The 15,661-nt window shown below is 51.0% G+C and carries 12 protein-coding genes; 8 read left to right on the forward strand and 4 right to left on the reverse strand.

Features of this window, described 5'->3' with window-relative positions:
* Positions 1-42 precede the first annotated feature (42 nt).
* The 5 genes from LMS44_RS04855 (at position 43) to LMS44_RS04875 (ending at position 6,042) form a co-directional block, all read left to right on the forward strand.
* The gene (locus LMS44_RS04855) at positions 43-906 is read left to right on the forward strand and encodes an ABC transporter substrate-binding protein (RefSeq protein WP_278371108.1); all 864 of its coding nucleotides are present in this window, start codon (positions 43-45) and stop codon (positions 904-906) included.
* 133 nt (positions 907-1,039) lie between these two features.
* Complete coding sequence (locus LMS44_RS04860) at positions 1,040-1,564, forward strand: sigma-70 family RNA polymerase sigma factor (protein ID WP_498946979.1); 525 nt, start codon at positions 1,040-1,042, stop codon at positions 1,562-1,564.
* A 9-nt stretch (positions 1,565-1,573) separates the two neighbouring features.
* The gene (locus tag LMS44_RS04865) at positions 1,574-2,560 is read left to right on the forward strand and encodes a FecR family protein (RefSeq protein WP_498946981.1); all 987 of its coding nucleotides are present in this window, start codon (positions 1,574-1,576) and stop codon (positions 2,558-2,560) included.
* A gap of 93 nt (positions 2,561-2,653) precedes the next feature.
* On the forward strand, positions 2,654-5,062 hold the full coding sequence (locus LMS44_RS04870; protein WP_498946983.1) for a TonB-dependent siderophore receptor: 2,409 nt from the start codon (positions 2,654-2,656) through the stop codon (positions 5,060-5,062).
* Between the two features lie 20 nt (positions 5,063-5,082).
* The gene (locus LMS44_RS04875) at positions 5,083-6,042 is read left to right on the forward strand and encodes an ABC transporter substrate-binding protein (RefSeq protein ID WP_427768453.1); all 960 of its coding nucleotides are present in this window, start codon (positions 5,083-5,085) and stop codon (positions 6,040-6,042) included.
* A gap of 29 nt (positions 6,043-6,071) precedes the next feature.
* Here LMS44_RS04875 and uxaC read toward each other — a convergent pair whose 3' ends face one another.
* The 4 genes from uxaC to LMS44_RS04895 form a co-directional block, all read right to left on the reverse strand.
* Positions 6,072-7,481, reverse strand: coding sequence for a glucuronate isomerase (gene uxaC, locus LMS44_RS04880; protein WP_498946985.1), 1,410 nt, complete (start codon positions 7,479-7,481; stop codon positions 6,072-6,074).
* Between the two features lie 74 nt (positions 7,482-7,555).
* Complete coding sequence (locus tag LMS44_RS04885; protein ID WP_498946987.1) at positions 7,556-9,931, reverse strand: glycoside hydrolase family 31 protein; 2,376 nt, start codon at positions 9,929-9,931, stop codon at positions 7,556-7,558.
* A 61-nt stretch (positions 9,932-9,992) separates the two neighbouring features.
* Entirely contained in the window at positions 9,993-11,291 is a 1,299-nt protein-coding gene (locus LMS44_RS04890; RefSeq protein ID WP_009287127.1) for a TRAP transporter large permease, read from the reverse strand.
* Between the two features lies 1 nt (position 11,292).
* Positions 11,293-11,817 carry a TRAP transporter small permease gene (locus LMS44_RS04895; RefSeq protein WP_009287128.1) on the reverse strand — a complete coding sequence of 175 codons (525 nt, stop codon included), beginning with the start codon at positions 11,815-11,817 and terminating at the stop codon, positions 11,293-11,295.
* A gap of 172 nt (positions 11,818-11,989) precedes the next feature.
* On the opposite strand from LMS44_RS04895, the gene LMS44_RS04900 reads away from it, so the two are divergent.
* From LMS44_RS04900 to LMS44_RS04910, 3 genes are read left to right on the forward strand one after another with little or no spacing between them, the layout of a single operon-like run.
* Positions 11,990-13,036 (forward strand): TRAP transporter substrate-binding protein, encoded by a 1,047-nt coding sequence (locus LMS44_RS04900; protein WP_200890223.1) that lies wholly within the window; start codon positions 11,990-11,992, stop codon positions 13,034-13,036.
* 23 nt (positions 13,037-13,059) lie between these two features.
* Complete coding sequence (locus tag LMS44_RS04905; RefSeq protein ID WP_233973824.1) at positions 13,060-14,877, forward strand: glycoside hydrolase family 2 protein; 1,818 nt, start codon at positions 13,060-13,062, stop codon at positions 14,875-14,877.
* A gap of 18 nt (positions 14,878-14,895) precedes the next feature.
* Positions 14,896-15,624 (forward strand): FCD domain-containing protein, encoded by a 729-nt coding sequence (locus LMS44_RS04910; RefSeq protein ID WP_027959959.1) that lies wholly within the window; start codon positions 14,896-14,898, stop codon positions 15,622-15,624.
* Positions 15,625-15,661: the final 37 nt, after the last annotated feature.

Here is a 15,661-nt window from a genome sequence, read left to right on the forward strand (position 1 = left end):
TTTAGGGGATTTTCAGTTAATATTCTGGGCTTCAATAAGACCATGGAAAATAAGATTTTATTAATATCCATTTTTTTTCTTTTCTCAAACTACGCGATAAGTTATGAAAGACTGTCAATTGTTACATCTGACTGGGCTGCCGCTGAAACTCTTAGCATGCTAGGAGTTTCACCGATAGCTATTGCCCAGCTTCGAAACTACCAGGGGTGGACTGGAAACGAAGTTATAGAAAAGGAAGATGGCATTGACGTAGGTTTAAAATCCATGCCGAACATGGAACTAATTTCAAGCTATGAGCCTGACTTCTTGCTCGGTGAAAATTCAATTTTGCTACAGCACGTATCAAAAATAGCGCCCACTATTGACACTTCACTTTACCCTTTTAAGCATGATCCATGGGGGGCAATTGTTGACTTTACTTTTGAGATTGCAGAGCAGCTTAATCTTAAGGAAGAAGCTGAGATTGTGACTGCACAAGCAAACCAACGGTTAGCTATCTTAAGAGATCAAATAAAAAACAAGGAAACACCCATTCTTATTGCTCAATTCAGAGATGATCGCCATGCTTGGGTATACGGGAAAAACAATATATTACATGGAATTATTGATCAGTTAGGGTTAACCAACGCGTGGGAGCCATCAGCAAGTGCTACAGGTCTTTCAGTCGTTACTATTGATGTGCTAGCTAGAGCAGAAGGTCATTTATTTATTATAGAGAGTCCAGCTTACAAAGAGTGGATCCGTGAAAGCTTAGAAAGTAGTGACATCTGGCAAACGCTGATTAGCCAGCGAGAAGGTAAAATCAGTTACATCCCGGGCGATTTTTGGGTTTTTGGTGCTCTCCCCTCAGCCCTCCGCTTCGCCGAATCCCTCGTCGAGGCTCTGGAGGAGCCAACCACCCCCTAGCGCCATTCTGTTATCTGCAGGTGCTTTACATCGCCATATTGTTTGTAATGATAAGTATTATCACTTATTGTTTGTGTCTGGTTTTGCCCCTTTTTTGGGGGCATTTGGCACAGGCAATCAATGGCAACGGGCGATGGTATCGATAAAGCAACAGGGCGGAAGCGAGGTTCCTTTCGACACCCTCTATCACAATCATCATAGCTGGCTGCGGCGCTGGTTGGGCGCCACGCTGGGCTGTTCCCATACTGCTGCCGATCTCGCGCACGATACCTACCTGCGCATACTGGCGCGGGGCACTACGCCAGCGCCTGAGCAATCGCGCCGTTTTTTGACCCAGATCGCCAAAGGGCTGGTCGTCGATCATTACCGCCGTCGGCGAATCGAAACGGCCTATTTGGAAACTCTTAGTCTGCTTCCAGAGACAATCGCGCCTTCTCCCGAGGAGCAAGCACTCACTATCGAAGCGCTGGTAGAGATCGATACGCTGCTCCATGAGCTTCCCGACAAGCCTCGCCGAGCTTTTCTTATGTGTCGCCTGGACGGCCAGAGTTATCAAGACATCGCCGAGACGCTGAGTGTCTCTGTCTCTTCGGTAGAGAAATATATCGCCCGGGCGCTGCTGGCCTGCCACCGCGCGATAAGCGAATCTCAACCTTAAGTGAATGCTATGAGCCGCACGTCAGCCGACGCTTCCCATGAGGCCATTGATCCTGCCGTGCTGGAGCAGGCCAGCCTGTGGATGGCACGACTATGGAGCGACGACATCAGCGAGGCCCAGCGCGAGGCTTGCCTGGCCTGGCGACAAGCATCGCCGGAACATGAGCGAGCCTGGCAGCAGTTGCAGGCGATTGATGGCCGGCTGGCTGCGTTGCCGCGTCACGCTGCCCGTAGCGAGCTGTTTTCGTCTTCCCAGGTCTCCCGGCGGGGCTTGCTGCAGTGGGGCGGCTTGGCCGTGCTGTTAGGCGGGCTGGGGTTTGGGCTACCGCGTACGCCCCAGTGGCAGCGTCAGTTCGCCGACTACGCCACCGGTATTGGCGAGAGTCGCGAACTCACGCTGAGCGATGGCACCCATCTGGTGCTGGATACCGATACCGCCATCGACATAAGGTTCGATGCCCACCAAAGGCGACTCCATCTACTGCGTGGCGGAGTGCTGATCACCACGGCAAAAACACCGGATGCCCGAGCATTCAGCGTTATGACCCAGGAAGGGCTTTCCTATCCGCTGGGAACCCGCTTCAGCGTGCAACAGCATACTGACAGCTCCCAAGTGGCCGTTTATGAAGGACGGGTGGCTCTGGAGCGGCGTGGAAGTGATGAGCGGACGACACTGGATGCTGGCCAGCAGGCTGCCATGAGCGCCGGTGGGGTAACTCCACCTGCGCCCTTGGAACCCACTGGATTGGCCCGTTTTCAGGGGCGGCTGGTGGCCGAAGGCATGCGAGTTAGTGAGGTGGTCGAAATATTAGCCCGCTATCGCCATGGCGTGGTGCGCTGCGCGCCGGAGGTAGCCGACCGGCGGGTGAGCGGCGTGTTCTCGCTGCAAGACACCGATCGCGCCCTGGCTAGTCTTGCCGATGCACTGTCATTAAAGGTGGTCTACCGAACGCCATTTTGGGTCACGGTCATACCGCACAGCGACGGCGAAAGCTAAGAAGAAAAATGTCAGAAAACATTGAGGGATTCTCGTTCTCGTTCGGAAGAGAAGATGTAGACATAAAAAATGCATCACTCAACGGGGATCTTCATGACGACGCAGCAAGCGCACTCACGCTTTATCCGGACGCCTTTGGCCCGCGCCATTCAATACAGTCTACTCGCCAGCTGTTTGGCTGGCCTACCCGCAACGGCGCTTGCCCAGCAAGCAGCAGGGCAGAGTGCCGCCGCTCAGCAACGCTATTCCATCGAAGCAGGACAGCTCGATACGGCTTTAAACCGTTTCGCGGTCAGTGCAGGCATCGAGATTGCCTTCGATGCCACTTTGACCGCTGGCAAGCAAACCGCAGGGCTGCAAGGTAACTATGGAATAAACGAAGGTTTGGAGCGCTTGTTGGCAGATACCGGCCTTGTACCAGTGCGCAGCGCTGAGGGTAGTTATCGGTTAGAAAAGCGGGCGGCTGATGTGGCGTTGACGACGATGCAGGTGCAAGCCGACTGGATACGTGAGACGGCCAGAGGGCCAGTAGAGGGTATTGCCGCCACTCGTAGCGCAACAGGCACCAAGACCGGTACGCCTATCATTGAGACGCCACAGTCCATCTCAGTTGTAAGTAGCGAAGAGTTTCAAAATTATGGTGCTCGAAATTTCAATGAGGCATTGAGTTACACAGCTGGTGTATCAAGGCAGGAAGGTGCTGATCGCACTACTGAATCACTAAGAGTGCGCGGGTTCACCGTTGATAGATCCTATCGTGACGGCAGCAAATACCAAGCTAATCTTTATGATGGTCAGCAAGAGCTTTATGGCCTTGAACGACTGGAGGTGTTAAAGGGCCCATCCTCTATTCTTTATGGGGTAGCTGCCCCCGGAGGCATGATCAACGCCGTCAGTAAACGCCCCACTAGCTCCCCTCTGCGCGAAGTGAATGTTGAGGCGGGCAGTTTCGACCGTCGCCAAATATCTGCTGATTTCTCCGATGCTCTGGATGAGAATGGTGTTTGGTCATATCGCCTGACCATGCTGCATCGGGATAGCGATAGTTTTATCGACCATGTGCCGGATGACCGCACCTATATTGCTCCAGCGTTGAAATGGCAGCCAAATGAGGATACCTCGCTCACTCTGCTGAGCGAGTATCAGCGCGATCAAACAATCTATGTGTATGGGCTACCCTCCAGCGGGACCATTCTTACTAACCCGAATGGTGGCATTCCCCTGGAGCTTTTCACCGGAGAGCCCGGCTATGATGAATACGATAACGAGCGCTATTCGATCGGCTACTTACTCGAGCACGACTTCTCTAACAACCTCCACCTTCGACATAGCCTCCGCACTTTCCGATCCGACCGGACTTACGATTCTATAAGTCTCGGCCAAAGTAGCGATCAGCGGATTTATGCCCGGAGCGCCCAGGATCGCCGTGATGCGTCATCGGCCTTGACCTCAGATACCTCCTTGCAATACGACTGGGAGGCTGGAAATACCACCAACACCAGCTTGATCGGAATAGACTACATACGACAACGCCACGAAACCGAGCGCTACAACCGCACAGCGCCACCGCTTAACCTCTTTGATCCTGTTTACGGCAGTGGAGATTTCGGCGAACCGGTGCCTTTTGCATGGTCATCCAAGCAACGCAGCGAGCAGGTTGGCTTGTATGCTCAAAATCAGATGAAAGTCGCCGACAAGTGGGTTCTCATGTTAGGAGGGCGTCAGGACTGGACTGAATCTGAGACCTCTCCCTACTTTGGCCCCACAGTGTGGAGTAGTGAAACGGATAATGCTTTCACTGGACGTGTAGGGGGTGTCTATCTTGCCGATAACGGTTTGGCGCCCTTCATTAGCTATAGCCAGTCGTTTGAACCTACCAGCGGCACCGACCGTAACGGCAATCAGTTCGAGCCCACGCGAGGAGAGCAATATGAACTGGGCGTTCGCTTTCAGCCGGAAGGGTGGGATACCATGCTCACCGCCACCGCCTATGAGCTGACACAGGAAAACGTCAGCGTCACCGATCCGGTGGACACCAGCTTCCAGACACAGATAGGGGAAGTACGTTCACGTGGTGTCGAATTGGAAGCGAAGACGGCACTAGGCCCCAACGCCAACTTGGTAGCAGCCTACACCTACACTGATGCGCGTACAACGAAAAGCAGCCCCGTTACGCCAGATCAGGTGGGCAGGAGAACGGCCAATACACCCTATAACCAATTCTCGCTATGGAGTGATTATCGCTTTGGCGATTTCGGCCTGCCGGGGTTGAAGGTAGGAGGTGGAGTTCGCTACGTAGGCCCAACCCGGGCGACTTGGGTAGAGGGAGAAGTGCCGTCGTTTACACTTGTCGATACGCGAGTGAGTTATGAAACCGGATCTTGGGTGTATGCATTGAATGCCACCAATCTCACTGACAAAACCTATATCGAGTCCTGCACTTATGGATGCTTCTATGGTGAACCGAGAAGCATTGTAGGCTCAGTAAGTTATCAGTGGTAACGTCATTACCAAGAGTGACAATGGCAGGCGGCTTCACCGCCTGTCATTGTTTTATAAGAGCCAAAATAGAAAATATATTGATGATCTATATGGGTAATTTTCTACCATCAGGCCGTATAATTTTTCTCCTAGTTATATTTTTACCGCTACTCGTCTCATTCGCTAACGCTGAAGAGTCCAAAAAGCTGGTCGCTTTTGACTATGCCATTGCAGATACACTTTCTGCTTTGCAACAGCCTCCTTTAGCGATGGCGGGCTTGGCACAATATAGGCGCTTCTACCGAGAGCCCTTACTGCCTGACACCCGGGAGCTCGGGAATAGGTTTCAGCCCAATTTTGAATACCTAGCGTCGTTGGAGCCTGATGCTATTCTAATATCGCCACCGGCCCATTTGAATTTAGAGAATAAACTTTCCAGTATTGCTGATGTAATAAAAATCTCGCTATTTGGAGAAAACTTAAATATTTGGCAGAACCTTGAACAACTTACTAGAAAAGTAGGGGAGCTGAACGATCAGCAACAGCAGGCCCAAGAATTAATTGAGTCTGTCCAAACTAGGCTGGCAGTAATAGCGGCACAGATTGCAAGGCCTGTAGACCCCCTGTTGGTTGTAGAAATTCGAGACGACCGACATGTTCGCATTTATGGGCATGGAAGCCTGGAAGATATGGTTATCACTCAGTTGGGATTGGAAAATGCCTGGCAAGGCCCTACTAACGACTGGGGCTTCAGCACATTAACCATTTCAGAGGCGTTTCAATTAGAAGGTAGGTTCATTCTGCTTCACCCGACTTACTCTCAATACTTAACTGATTCAGCCTTGCCAACGTCGGGGCTATGGCAGCATTGGTTGGATGATACCCCGGTCAATATAGAAGTAAATTATTGGCCATGGGGAGGGTTCCCCTCAGCCCTCCGTTTCGCCGAGTCGCTTGTTGAAGCCTTGGAGGCGCAAGCGCCCCCTAATGCTGCTGGCTAATCGCACTACTAAATCATCATGTATTTAATTCATTCAATGAACCAGCGGTGGGCGTTGTGGTAACAGATATCCGCAATGATCTCATCAAGCAGCTTGTGATCATTCGGTGCCAGCCCCTCAGAAACCCAACGCCCGACGATACGGCATAGCAACCTTCGGAAGTATTCATGCCGAGGAAAGGACAAGAAGGAGCGACTGTCCGTTAACATGCCGGTGAAGGTAGACAACAGGCCCATTTGCGCCAGTTGGCTCATCTGGTTTTCCATGCCGTCAAGTTGGTCATTGAACCACCATGCAGTCCCCGCCTGTACCTTGCCTGCTATGCCACCGCTTTGAAAGTTACCCGCCGTGGTGACGATGATGGGGTTTTTACTGGGATCCAGCGCATAAAGAATGGTGCGCGGCAGCTCATTGGTGCTATCCATGCGATCCAGCAATTTGTTTAACGGCTCGGCAATGGGCTTATCTTGAATGGAATCAGCACCTGAGTCGCTACCAGCCGCCGTGAATATTTGCGTACTGTTATTACGCAGTGGCCCTATGTGAAGTTGCATCACCAAATCAGCCCGCGCGTACCCACGGCCAAGTGCTACCAATACGGCCATACGGAAGCTCTCTGCTTCCTTTGGCGCTAAGGCTTTGCCTTGGCGGCCTTTTTCCAGAATGGCATCAAGCTGGCTAGCACTTAGCTCATCGGCCTGTTCTAGCTGCCCAATACCGTGGTCGGCGGCACGGCAGCCGTTGGCAATGAAGTACTCCAGGCGATCCGTGAGTGCGCTTACCAGATGCTCGAAGGTGCTGATGGGTTGTCCGGTCAGGGTCTCCAGTTTTTCAAGGTAGTTATTGAAACCTGCGCCTTCGATTGCCAGCGCGCGATCCGGGCGAAAGGTAGGCACCATGGAAAGCCCACCTTTGTGTGGCGAGGCAGCAAATGCTTGGTGGTGCTCAAGGCTGTCGAGCGGGTCATCGGTGGTGCCAATGAGTTCGACCTTCATCTTTTTTAGCAAGCCCTGGGCGCGGAACTCAGGCTGGCTCAGCATTGCTTGCGTGCTTTGCCAAATCTCCTCTGCGGTATCGCCGTTGATCAACTTGCCTTCATCACCAAAGTAGCGCCACAGTTCTAGGTGACTCCAGTGGTGCATGGGGTTGCCAATTGCCTTAGGCAGAATCTGGGCAAACGCCAGAAACTTCTCTTTATCTGTTGCGCTGCCGGTAATGTGAGATTCAGGGACGCCCGCCCAGCGCATGACACGCCACTTGTAATGGTCATGGCTCAGCCATAGATCGCCCAGGTTGTCCCAGCTGCGATTGTGAGCCACTTCTTCGGGCGGAAGATGGTTGTGGTAGTCAATAATCGGCAAGTCCGCAGCTACATCATGGTAGAGGCGGCGTGCTGTTTCTGTATCCAGCAAGAAATCAGTGTGTAGGTAATTATTCATAGAAAAGCCTTCTGGTTTACCATTTCAGCGATAGCGGCTCGTGCAAAAGCGCCAAAGTAATGTGTTATCGCTGCTCACGACGCTTCTCCCACGGTGATTAGCCCGCCATGCTCTATGACGCGACCACCGTAGTGCAAGGGGCGATTTTCACCTGCTGGTAGCACTATATTGAGTTGTGAAAAAGGAAAAGGCATATCCCCAGCATGGCTGATTTGCAGTTCCAAACTATGCTCATCGCCGGTAAGCAGCAGAGTGGTGATGCAGTGCGGGCCATCTTTGGACTCGCCGTCATCATCGTAAATCAGTGAGGTGCAGGAAAACGATCCAGGCTGTGGAAACAGTGCCAACGTTCGGCCAACTTGCGCCTCCGGCGTTGCTTTTATGGCCTCATTAGCAAGCGGCAGTATTGATCCAGCCTTAACAAACAGCGGCATATCCGCCAATGAAACCGGCTTCTCTAACCATGTTCCTGGGGCATGCAGTTGGCCTGTCCAGTAGTCCCACCATCCTGCATGGTTGTCGGGCAGATAGATGCGCCGCTTATCTGCGCCTTGCTCAACCACAGACGCTACGAGTAGGTCTCGACCTAGAAGAAAATCGTCGGTGTCTGCATAAGTCTGTGCGTCATTCTCATGGTCGAGGAAGGTGGGTCTTAGCATGGGTTCGTGGTTGTTTACCGCCTGCCAAAGGCAGGTATAAAAATAAGGCAACAAGCGGTAGCGGAATTGGATAGCGGCACGGATGCCGTCGGCAACGCTGGGGTGCGTCCAAGGCTCGGTCACAGAGCCATCGTTGTTCCAACTGTGAATGGAGAACCGGGGATGAAAGATGCCGTTCTGAACCCAACGGAGTAAAAGCTCGGGGCCAGGCTGGGGGCCAGCAAACCCACCGACATCATGCCCAATGTTGTAGATACCCGAAAGCGACAGGCCCAGCCCCATGCGGATATTCCAACGCAGGCTCTCCCAACTGGTTTTGTTGTCTCCCGTCCAGGTTTGGGCAAACTGTTGTAGGCCAGCACAGCCTGATCGGGTCACCACATAGGGCCGATGTTGAGGCGCGTGTTGAGACTGTGCTTCCCAAGAGGCATGAACCATCAACAGCGAATGCAAGGGCCGTATCAGCCCCACTTCGATCTCTTCACCAAAACCAACGCAGCGAGCGCCATGATCCCACACTTCAAATTCGTTGTTATCATTCCAAGTGGAAGTGATGCCGAGGTTCAGCAGTTGTTGAGTGACGTTCTCTTTCCACCAACTGAGCGTATCGGGATTGGTGAAGTCGAGATGAGAGCCTTCATCGTCCCAGAAGCTTGAAAGCTCCGGTGTGTCAGATTCACTGTCTTGGATAAATAATTTATTGTTTGCCACTTCTGCGTAGCGCGGGTGGTTCCTTAACAAGCAGGGCTTGATGTTGGCGATCAATCGCACCCCGGAATCATTAAAGGCTTTCGTCAACGTGGTTGGATTGGGCACCTTGTCGTTATTCCAATGAAACACATAACGCTTATCTTCAATGGAGGTGTAACCCGAAGAAAGATGAAAGCTGTCGCAGGGGATAGCCTCGTTCTCCAGCTTTCGCAAAAAGCCGATGAGCTGATCCTGAGCGTCGGGTGCATCGGTATAGGCCATGGTTGACCCGGAATAGCCCAGCGACCAGCGTGGCGGAAATGCCATCCCCCCGGTTAAGGCCAACTGGCTCTTCACCAGGTCTAGAAGCTGTGGAGACCAGCGGAAATAGTAATCCAGGTCGCCATCATCGGCCGTAAAGGAGCGATAAGGGGCGTGGTAGTTATCAAGCTCCTGCCCTATGTTCAACACACAGGTGTTCAAGGTGTCGTAGAAGATACTAAAACTACCGGTGGACGCGGTTTGGGTAAGGGTGAACGGCAGGTGTTTATACAGCGGGTCGGTGCGCTCTGCGTCATACCCCATAGCGTCTAAACTGCGCATTTCGAAACGCCGCCCCGTCCGCTCCAACAGCCCGGCTTTTTCGCCCAAGCCATAAACCCGCTCATCGGGGTGCCGACGTAAATAGTGGGCGTGGGCATGGTTCTTAACGCCCAGCATATAAGCGCCGGTGGGTCTGTCTTCAGTTAAATACTTCCAGCCCTCATCCACGAAGGCTTCCCACCTAAAATGCAGCGGCTGAGAGACGATGAGCCGTAAGGCATCGGTCTCGATCTGCAACTGCCCATCCGACCACCCAAGCTTGTACTGGGGACAACTGAACCCCGTCACCGAATCACGTGAGCGCCCCTTTGGTAAGGTGTGGCCATCCGGGTTTACCGTCCATGAGCGGTTAAGGCGCCATGCACCATCTTTTAGCAGCCGCACTCGGAACAATTTGTTGTCTAGAATGTTGATGCAGATTAAATGTCTATCGTGCACTCTCAGTTGCACTGTCGTGTCGTCGTGGTGCTCCAGGCGCCAGTTTTTTAAGGTTTTCATTGTTTATCCTTTGATTCCTGAATTCAGGATTTAACGGTGGTCATCACCTGGAACCAACTCGTTAATAACCTAAAATAAGCTGGGGCAAAAATAAGCTGATTTGTGGAACGAAGGTCACCAGTAGAACAATGGCTATCAAGACTAAATAAAATGGCAGGATGGGTTTCATCACTTGACCAATACTCACGCCACTGATGGAGCAGCCGACAAACAGTGCTGAGCCCACTGGCGGGGTACAGATACCGACGCAGAGATTGATCGTCATGATGATGCCGAAGTGAACCGGGTCTATACCGATATCCTGCATCACTGGCATAAGGATAGGGGTGAAGATAAGCAGTGCTGGTGTCATATCCATAAAAGTACCAATCACCAGCAGTACGGCGGTAATGCACAGTAGAATGATGATCGGATTATCGGATATACCGATCATAAAAGAAGAGATCGTTAAAGGTATGTCGCCGAACGCCATGGCGCGGGACATGGCAATGGAGCAGCCGATTAAAAATAATACGATAGACGTTGTGACGACCGAGTCGATAAAGATCTTGGGAAGATCCGTTACCCCTATTTCTCTGTACCAACATAAAGACAGGAAAAGTGAATAAGCAACAGCGATCGCTGAGGCTTCGGTTGCCGTAAATACGCCACTAATAATCCCGCCAATCACCACAACAATAAGGCCTAAAGGTAATATCGCCCGGCGTACTGCTGATTTAACTTCAGCAAGGGAGGGTTTCTCCGCGACGGGGTAGCCCTTTCTTTTAGATATGATCCCTGCCACCACCATCAGGGATAAGCCCATGATGATACCGGGGATATAACCTGCCAAAAAAAGCGCGGCTATCGACGTGCCGCCAGTAATCAGCGAGTAAACAATGAGTGTTGTGCTGGGAGGAATCAACAGACCCGTAGGACAAGAGGTGACGTTAACGGCTGTCGAAAAAGCAGGATCATAACCCTCCCGCTTCTGGATAGGAGCCATTACGCCCCCAACGGCCGCCGCTGACGCAACGGCTGAGCCGGATAAAGCGCCGAACAGCATATTGGAAATGATATTGACGTGGGCAAGCGAGCCAGGAAGCCTTCCGGCAAGCACTTTCGCTAAATCGATAAGGCGAAGTGCGATGCCGCCTCGATTCATGATGTTGCCAGCCAAAATGAAGAAGGGGATGGCTATTAACGTAAAGCTATCAAGCCCCGACGCTATTTGCTGGGCAACAATGCTGAGGGATTGGTCGACGCTCATGAATAGCAGAAAGGTGAGTGTCGCAGATACGCCAATCGCGAACGCAATGGGTATGCCTAAGACCATTAAAAGCGCGAACGATCCAAAAAGCACCAGGACGGTTATATTCATATTAATCTCTCTCTTGTGGAGCAGGTGCTTGTTGCGGATCGATAGTGAAGCCGCCCTCCGACTTAGGGTTGAGCCAAACCCGCCCTAAAAAGATAAAACAGTAAAAAATGATGATTAGCCCGGAAGCTGGAATGGGACCATATACATAGCCCATGGGGAGTCTCAACGTGGGGGTGATTTGGCCCGATGCCAGCGTTCGGGAGACCATTTGCCAACCACCCCAAACCATTACAAAGAAGGCAAAGCCAGCCACGATTAACAGTATGAGTGTATTAAGTAACTGACGTGAGCGGCCGTTTAAGGCAAGAGGCAATATATCAATGGCGAGATGTCGAGCTTGGCCAAAGGTGTAAGCACCTCCAAGTAGCGCTAACCACATGAACAACAAGCGAGCGATTTCACTTGTCGCTGTGCTTGGGGTGCCTAGTACGTACCGGGATAATACTTGCCACGTCACACTGACGACGATGATCAACAGTATTAAAAACACAGACGTGCCAAGCACATAGTCCATTGTGCGTTTCATACGTAAGACCTCTGGTTTTATTTTTGTGTATTGGTGACTAGCTTCTTACTCCCTAGTCATTGTGCAGAGAGTCGCTTCTACTCTAAAAGATGTCAACCAATTTGTTTTATTGGTTGACATGATATAGTCGGTAAGCCATCTTGCATCTGTAACTTAGAAAGTGAGTGCCTCAATGACAGTCGGCTTTCACGACAACAATCACAACAACAAGCATAACAAGCAGGAGAAACAGCTGATGACAACAAAAGCCTTGCGACACACGGCTCTAATCAGTGCGGCGCTGTTCATGTCAGCGGCCTCAGCTCAAGCCCAGACACTGCGGCTGAACCACAATAATCCTGAAGACCATCCTACTCATGTCAGCATGCAGTACATGAGTGAACGTCTTTCAGAGCTCACCGATGGTGAACTGGATATCCGCATTTATGCCAACGCACAGCTTGGCTCGCAGCGTGAATCCATGGAGTTGGTACAAAACTGTACATTGGATATGGCGCGCAGCAATACGGCCGAACTGGAAGCATTCGAGCCAATGTACAGCGCCATGAATTTACCTTTCATTTTTGAAAGCGAAGAGCATTTTGAACGGGTCATTAACGGAGATATTGGCCAAGATATTCTTAACGCGTCACGTGATAAAGGATTCATAGGGGTTGCCTTTTTAACCGAGGGGGCTCGCTCCTTTTATGGTGACCGGGCCATTCAATCGCCAGCAGACCTAGAGGGTCTGAATGTAAGAGTACAACCAAGCCCATCAGCGGTAAGAATGGTTGAGCTGTTGGGAGGCAATCCGACACCTATTGATTGGGGCGAGCTTTACAGTGCGCTGCAGCAAGGGGTGGTCGAGATGGCAGAAAATAACCCAACGGCCCTGACGAACGCGCGTCATGGCGAGGTAGCAAGCCATTTTTCGCTTGATGAACATACCATCATCCCATCCGTGGTCGTCATCTCCAGCTGCGCCTGGGATCGTATGTCGGAGGATCAGCAAGCGGCGATGAGACAGGCGGCATCAGAGGCTCAGGCATTCCATTCCGATTCCTGGAATAAAGCGGCAATGGCAGCATTGGAAACCGCAGAGACTGAGATGGGGGTTGAGATTAATGAAGTAGATAAAGCGCCCTTTATTGAAGCGGTCATGCCTATGCACGATGAAGTGGCCAACCAATCTGCTGAATTGGCCGACCTAATCAGCCGAATCAAGGCAGAGGCTAACTAAAACCGCTGCAGGGGAGGTGGGAGATGCTAGAGCGATCATCCTTGGCTGAGAATGCCCTAACGTCGTTACATGACGAAGAGTACGACGTGCCGTTGAATCTGCAAAATCTGAACCACTCCACCATGGTGTTCACGAAAGGCCGCACGTCAACGTCGCTTAACGGCAGTTGGAATTTTTGCGTGGATTTGCTTGATACAGGTCTGCGTCAAAAGTGGTATGAAATGCAGCCGGCCAACCCTGTCGACCGCGTTGAACCCTGGGACTACGACCCATTTATGGGTGAGTCCATCCCGGTGCCCTCAAACTGGGCCATGTTAAAGGAAAAATGGTACTTCTTTGAGGGCAGTGCTTGGTACACCAAAAAGCTGGCTAACAAACGGGATAGCGCCGCTGAATCAGACCAACGCTACATCCTTAGGGTCGGTGCGGCTCAGTACGACTGTAAAGTATTTCTGAACGGAAAATTCCTGGGCAATCACTATGGCGGCTCGACTCCCTTCTACGTTGAGTTGACGGATGACCTTGCCGAAGAAACCAATTGGCTGATGCTGTGTGTCAATAATACCCGTACGCTGGATCGCGTCCCGATGCGCAATACAGACTGGTTTAATTACGGTGGCGTTTACCGCGAGGTCGAGCTCTTTAGCTTACCCAGAGAATTCATTCGCGATATGTTCATTCGCCTTTCTCAGGATGGAAGGGCGATAGAGGTTGATGTAGTTGTTGATAGAGCTGTTGATAGCGCTGTTGATGGCCCCAGCATTCATCATGCTCACCTTGAGATACCTGAATTAGGAATTGCTCAAAAGATTAACATTGAACATGGCAAAGGTACTTGCCGAATAGCAGCAGAGCCAGAGCGATGGTCGCCTGAAAACCCACGCCTATATAAAGTGGTGCTGACGGCTGGTGAAGACCGTATCACTGACAATGTCGGATTCCGCTCCATCGTTCGCCAAGGGGTAGATATTCTCCTAAACGGCGAGCCTATCTGGCTACGCGGCATTTCTGTCCATGAAGACGACGACATCCTAGGGAAAGTGACGTCCGACGAAGACATTCGCAGACGGCTCGCTCATGCGAAAGAGCTTGGGTGCAATTTTCTTCGCCTCGCGCACTACCCCCATCATGAACGCGCAGCTGAACTAGCCGATGAGATGGGCTTTTTACTGTGGCAAGAAATTCCCGTTTACTGGGCCATTGACTTTGATAATCACAACACGCTTAAAGACGCTAAAAACCAACTCATTGAATTAATAAAGCGTGATCGCAATAGGGCTAGCGTCATTATTTGGTCGATTGGTAACGAGAATCCAGATACGGATAGTCGTCTCTCTTTTATGCGAGACCTGGCTGAAACTGCACGCTTGTATGACCCCACGCGCTTAGTCGCCGCAGCGTGCCTAATTAATCATGCAAAATTGAAAATTGAGGATCGGTTAGTCGACCATTTAGACGTTATAGGCATTAATGAGTACTACGGTTGGTACGATGAAAACTTCGACGACCTGTACGCCATCGGAAAAAATTCCGATCCTGATCGCCCCGTCATCATTTCTGAAACGGGGGCGGATGGCGATAACTCGTCTCAAGGCCCATCTGAAGGCCTGTTCAGCGAAAAGTATATGGCGGATGTTTACCGGCGGCAGATCGATACGCTGCAAAAATTAGCGTATATCAAAGGTATGTCGCCTTGGATTTTATACGATTTTAGAGTTGAGCGAAGACAAAATATCTTCCAGAGAGGATTCAATCGAAAAGGGTTAATTGCTGCTGATAAATCTACAAAAAAAGAAGCATTTAATGTTCTAGCTTCTTTTTACCACTCTATAAAAGATTAAAAATGGAAATGAAATCTAATGCATAAAGGTTTACGGCGTTACCAGGAGCTGGCTCGCGACTTGAAGATTTTGATTCAGCAGAAAGGGTATAAAGTCGGCGATCGTATTATGACTGAGCGTCAGATTTCAGAGGCTTTAAACGTGGGCAGATCCGCAGCGCGCGAAGCCATACTCATGCTTGAAATTGAAGAGCTGGTTGAAGTGAGAAAAGGGTCTGGCATCTATTTGCTTTCCGACAGTCGCTCGGTAGCACAGCCTGTTGTGGATGATATAGGACCGTTTGAACTGTTACAGGCAAGGCAGCTTTTGGAAAGCAGCATCGCCGGCTTTGCCGCGGTGTCAGTCACCAAAAACGATATTGTACGTATGCGGGAAGCGCTTGATATGGAGCGCAAGGGCATTGAAGAAAAGAATAACGACTACTCCAGTGATGAGCTATTCCATCGCCTGATAGCGGAGGCGACGCAAAACAGTGTATTGGTCGATATGGTCTCTGAACTGTGGGCCAAAAGAGACCAGAGCTTGATGTGGGCCAGACTACATGAGCGGATATTTGATACCAACTACCGAGAAAAATGGCTAAAGGATCATCAGGATATTCTCTCTGCACTGCAGCTAAAAGATGCCGAAGGGGCGCGTAAGGCGATGTGGGTTCATTTAGATAACGTCCGAGACACCCTAATGGAGCTTTCCGACGTTGAAGACCCGAATTTTGACGGTTATCTGTTTAACAAGAGCACGATTTAATAAGAGCATTATTTAACACTAATAATACGGGGGAGAA

This window comes from Halomonas profundus, from assembly GCF_020865425.1.
GTDB lineage: Bacteria > Pseudomonadota > Gammaproteobacteria > Pseudomonadales > Halomonadaceae > Vreelandella > Vreelandella titanicae.

Bases quoted from the DNA above. Each gene is read 5' to 3' on its own strand.
- LMS44_RS04875 (WP_427768453.1), top strand. From the start codon at position 5,083: ATGGCAGGCGGCTTCACCGCCTGTCATTGTTTTATAAGAGCCAAAATA.
- LMS44_RS04860 (WP_498946979.1), top strand. From the start codon at position 1,040: ATGGTATCGATAAAGCAACAGGGCGGAAGCGAGGTTCCTTTCGACACC.
- uxaC (WP_498946985.1), bottom strand. From the start codon at position 7,481: ATGAATAATTACCTACACACTGATTTCTTGCTGGATACAGAAACAGCA.
- LMS44_RS04855 (WP_278371108.1), top strand. From the start codon at position 43: ATGGAAAATAAGATTTTATTAATATCCATTTTTTTTCTTTTCTCAAAC.
- LMS44_RS04905 (WP_233973824.1), top strand. From the start codon at position 13,060: ATGCTAGAGCGATCATCCTTGGCTGAGAATGCCCTAACGTCGTTACAT.
- LMS44_RS04900 (WP_200890223.1), top strand. From the start codon at position 11,990: ATGACAGTCGGCTTTCACGACAACAATCACAACAACAAGCATAACAAG.
- LMS44_RS04865 (WP_498946981.1), top strand. From the start codon at position 1,574: ATGAGCCGCACGTCAGCCGACGCTTCCCATGAGGCCATTGATCCTGCC.
- LMS44_RS04885 (WP_498946987.1), bottom strand. From the start codon at position 9,931: ATGAAAACCTTAAAAAACTGGCGCCTGGAGCACCACGACGACACGACA.
- LMS44_RS04890 (WP_009287127.1), bottom strand. From the start codon at position 11,291: ATGAATATAACCGTCCTGGTGCTTTTTGGATCGTTCGCGCTTTTAATG.
- LMS44_RS04870 (WP_498946983.1), top strand. From the start codon at position 2,654: ATGACGACGCAGCAAGCGCACTCACGCTTTATCCGGACGCCTTTGGCC.
- LMS44_RS04895 (WP_009287128.1), bottom strand. From the start codon at position 11,817: ATGAAACGCACAATGGACTATGTGCTTGGCACGTCTGTGTTTTTAATA.
- LMS44_RS04910 (WP_027959959.1), top strand. From the start codon at position 14,896: ATGCATAAAGGTTTACGGCGTTACCAGGAGCTGGCTCGCGACTTGAAG.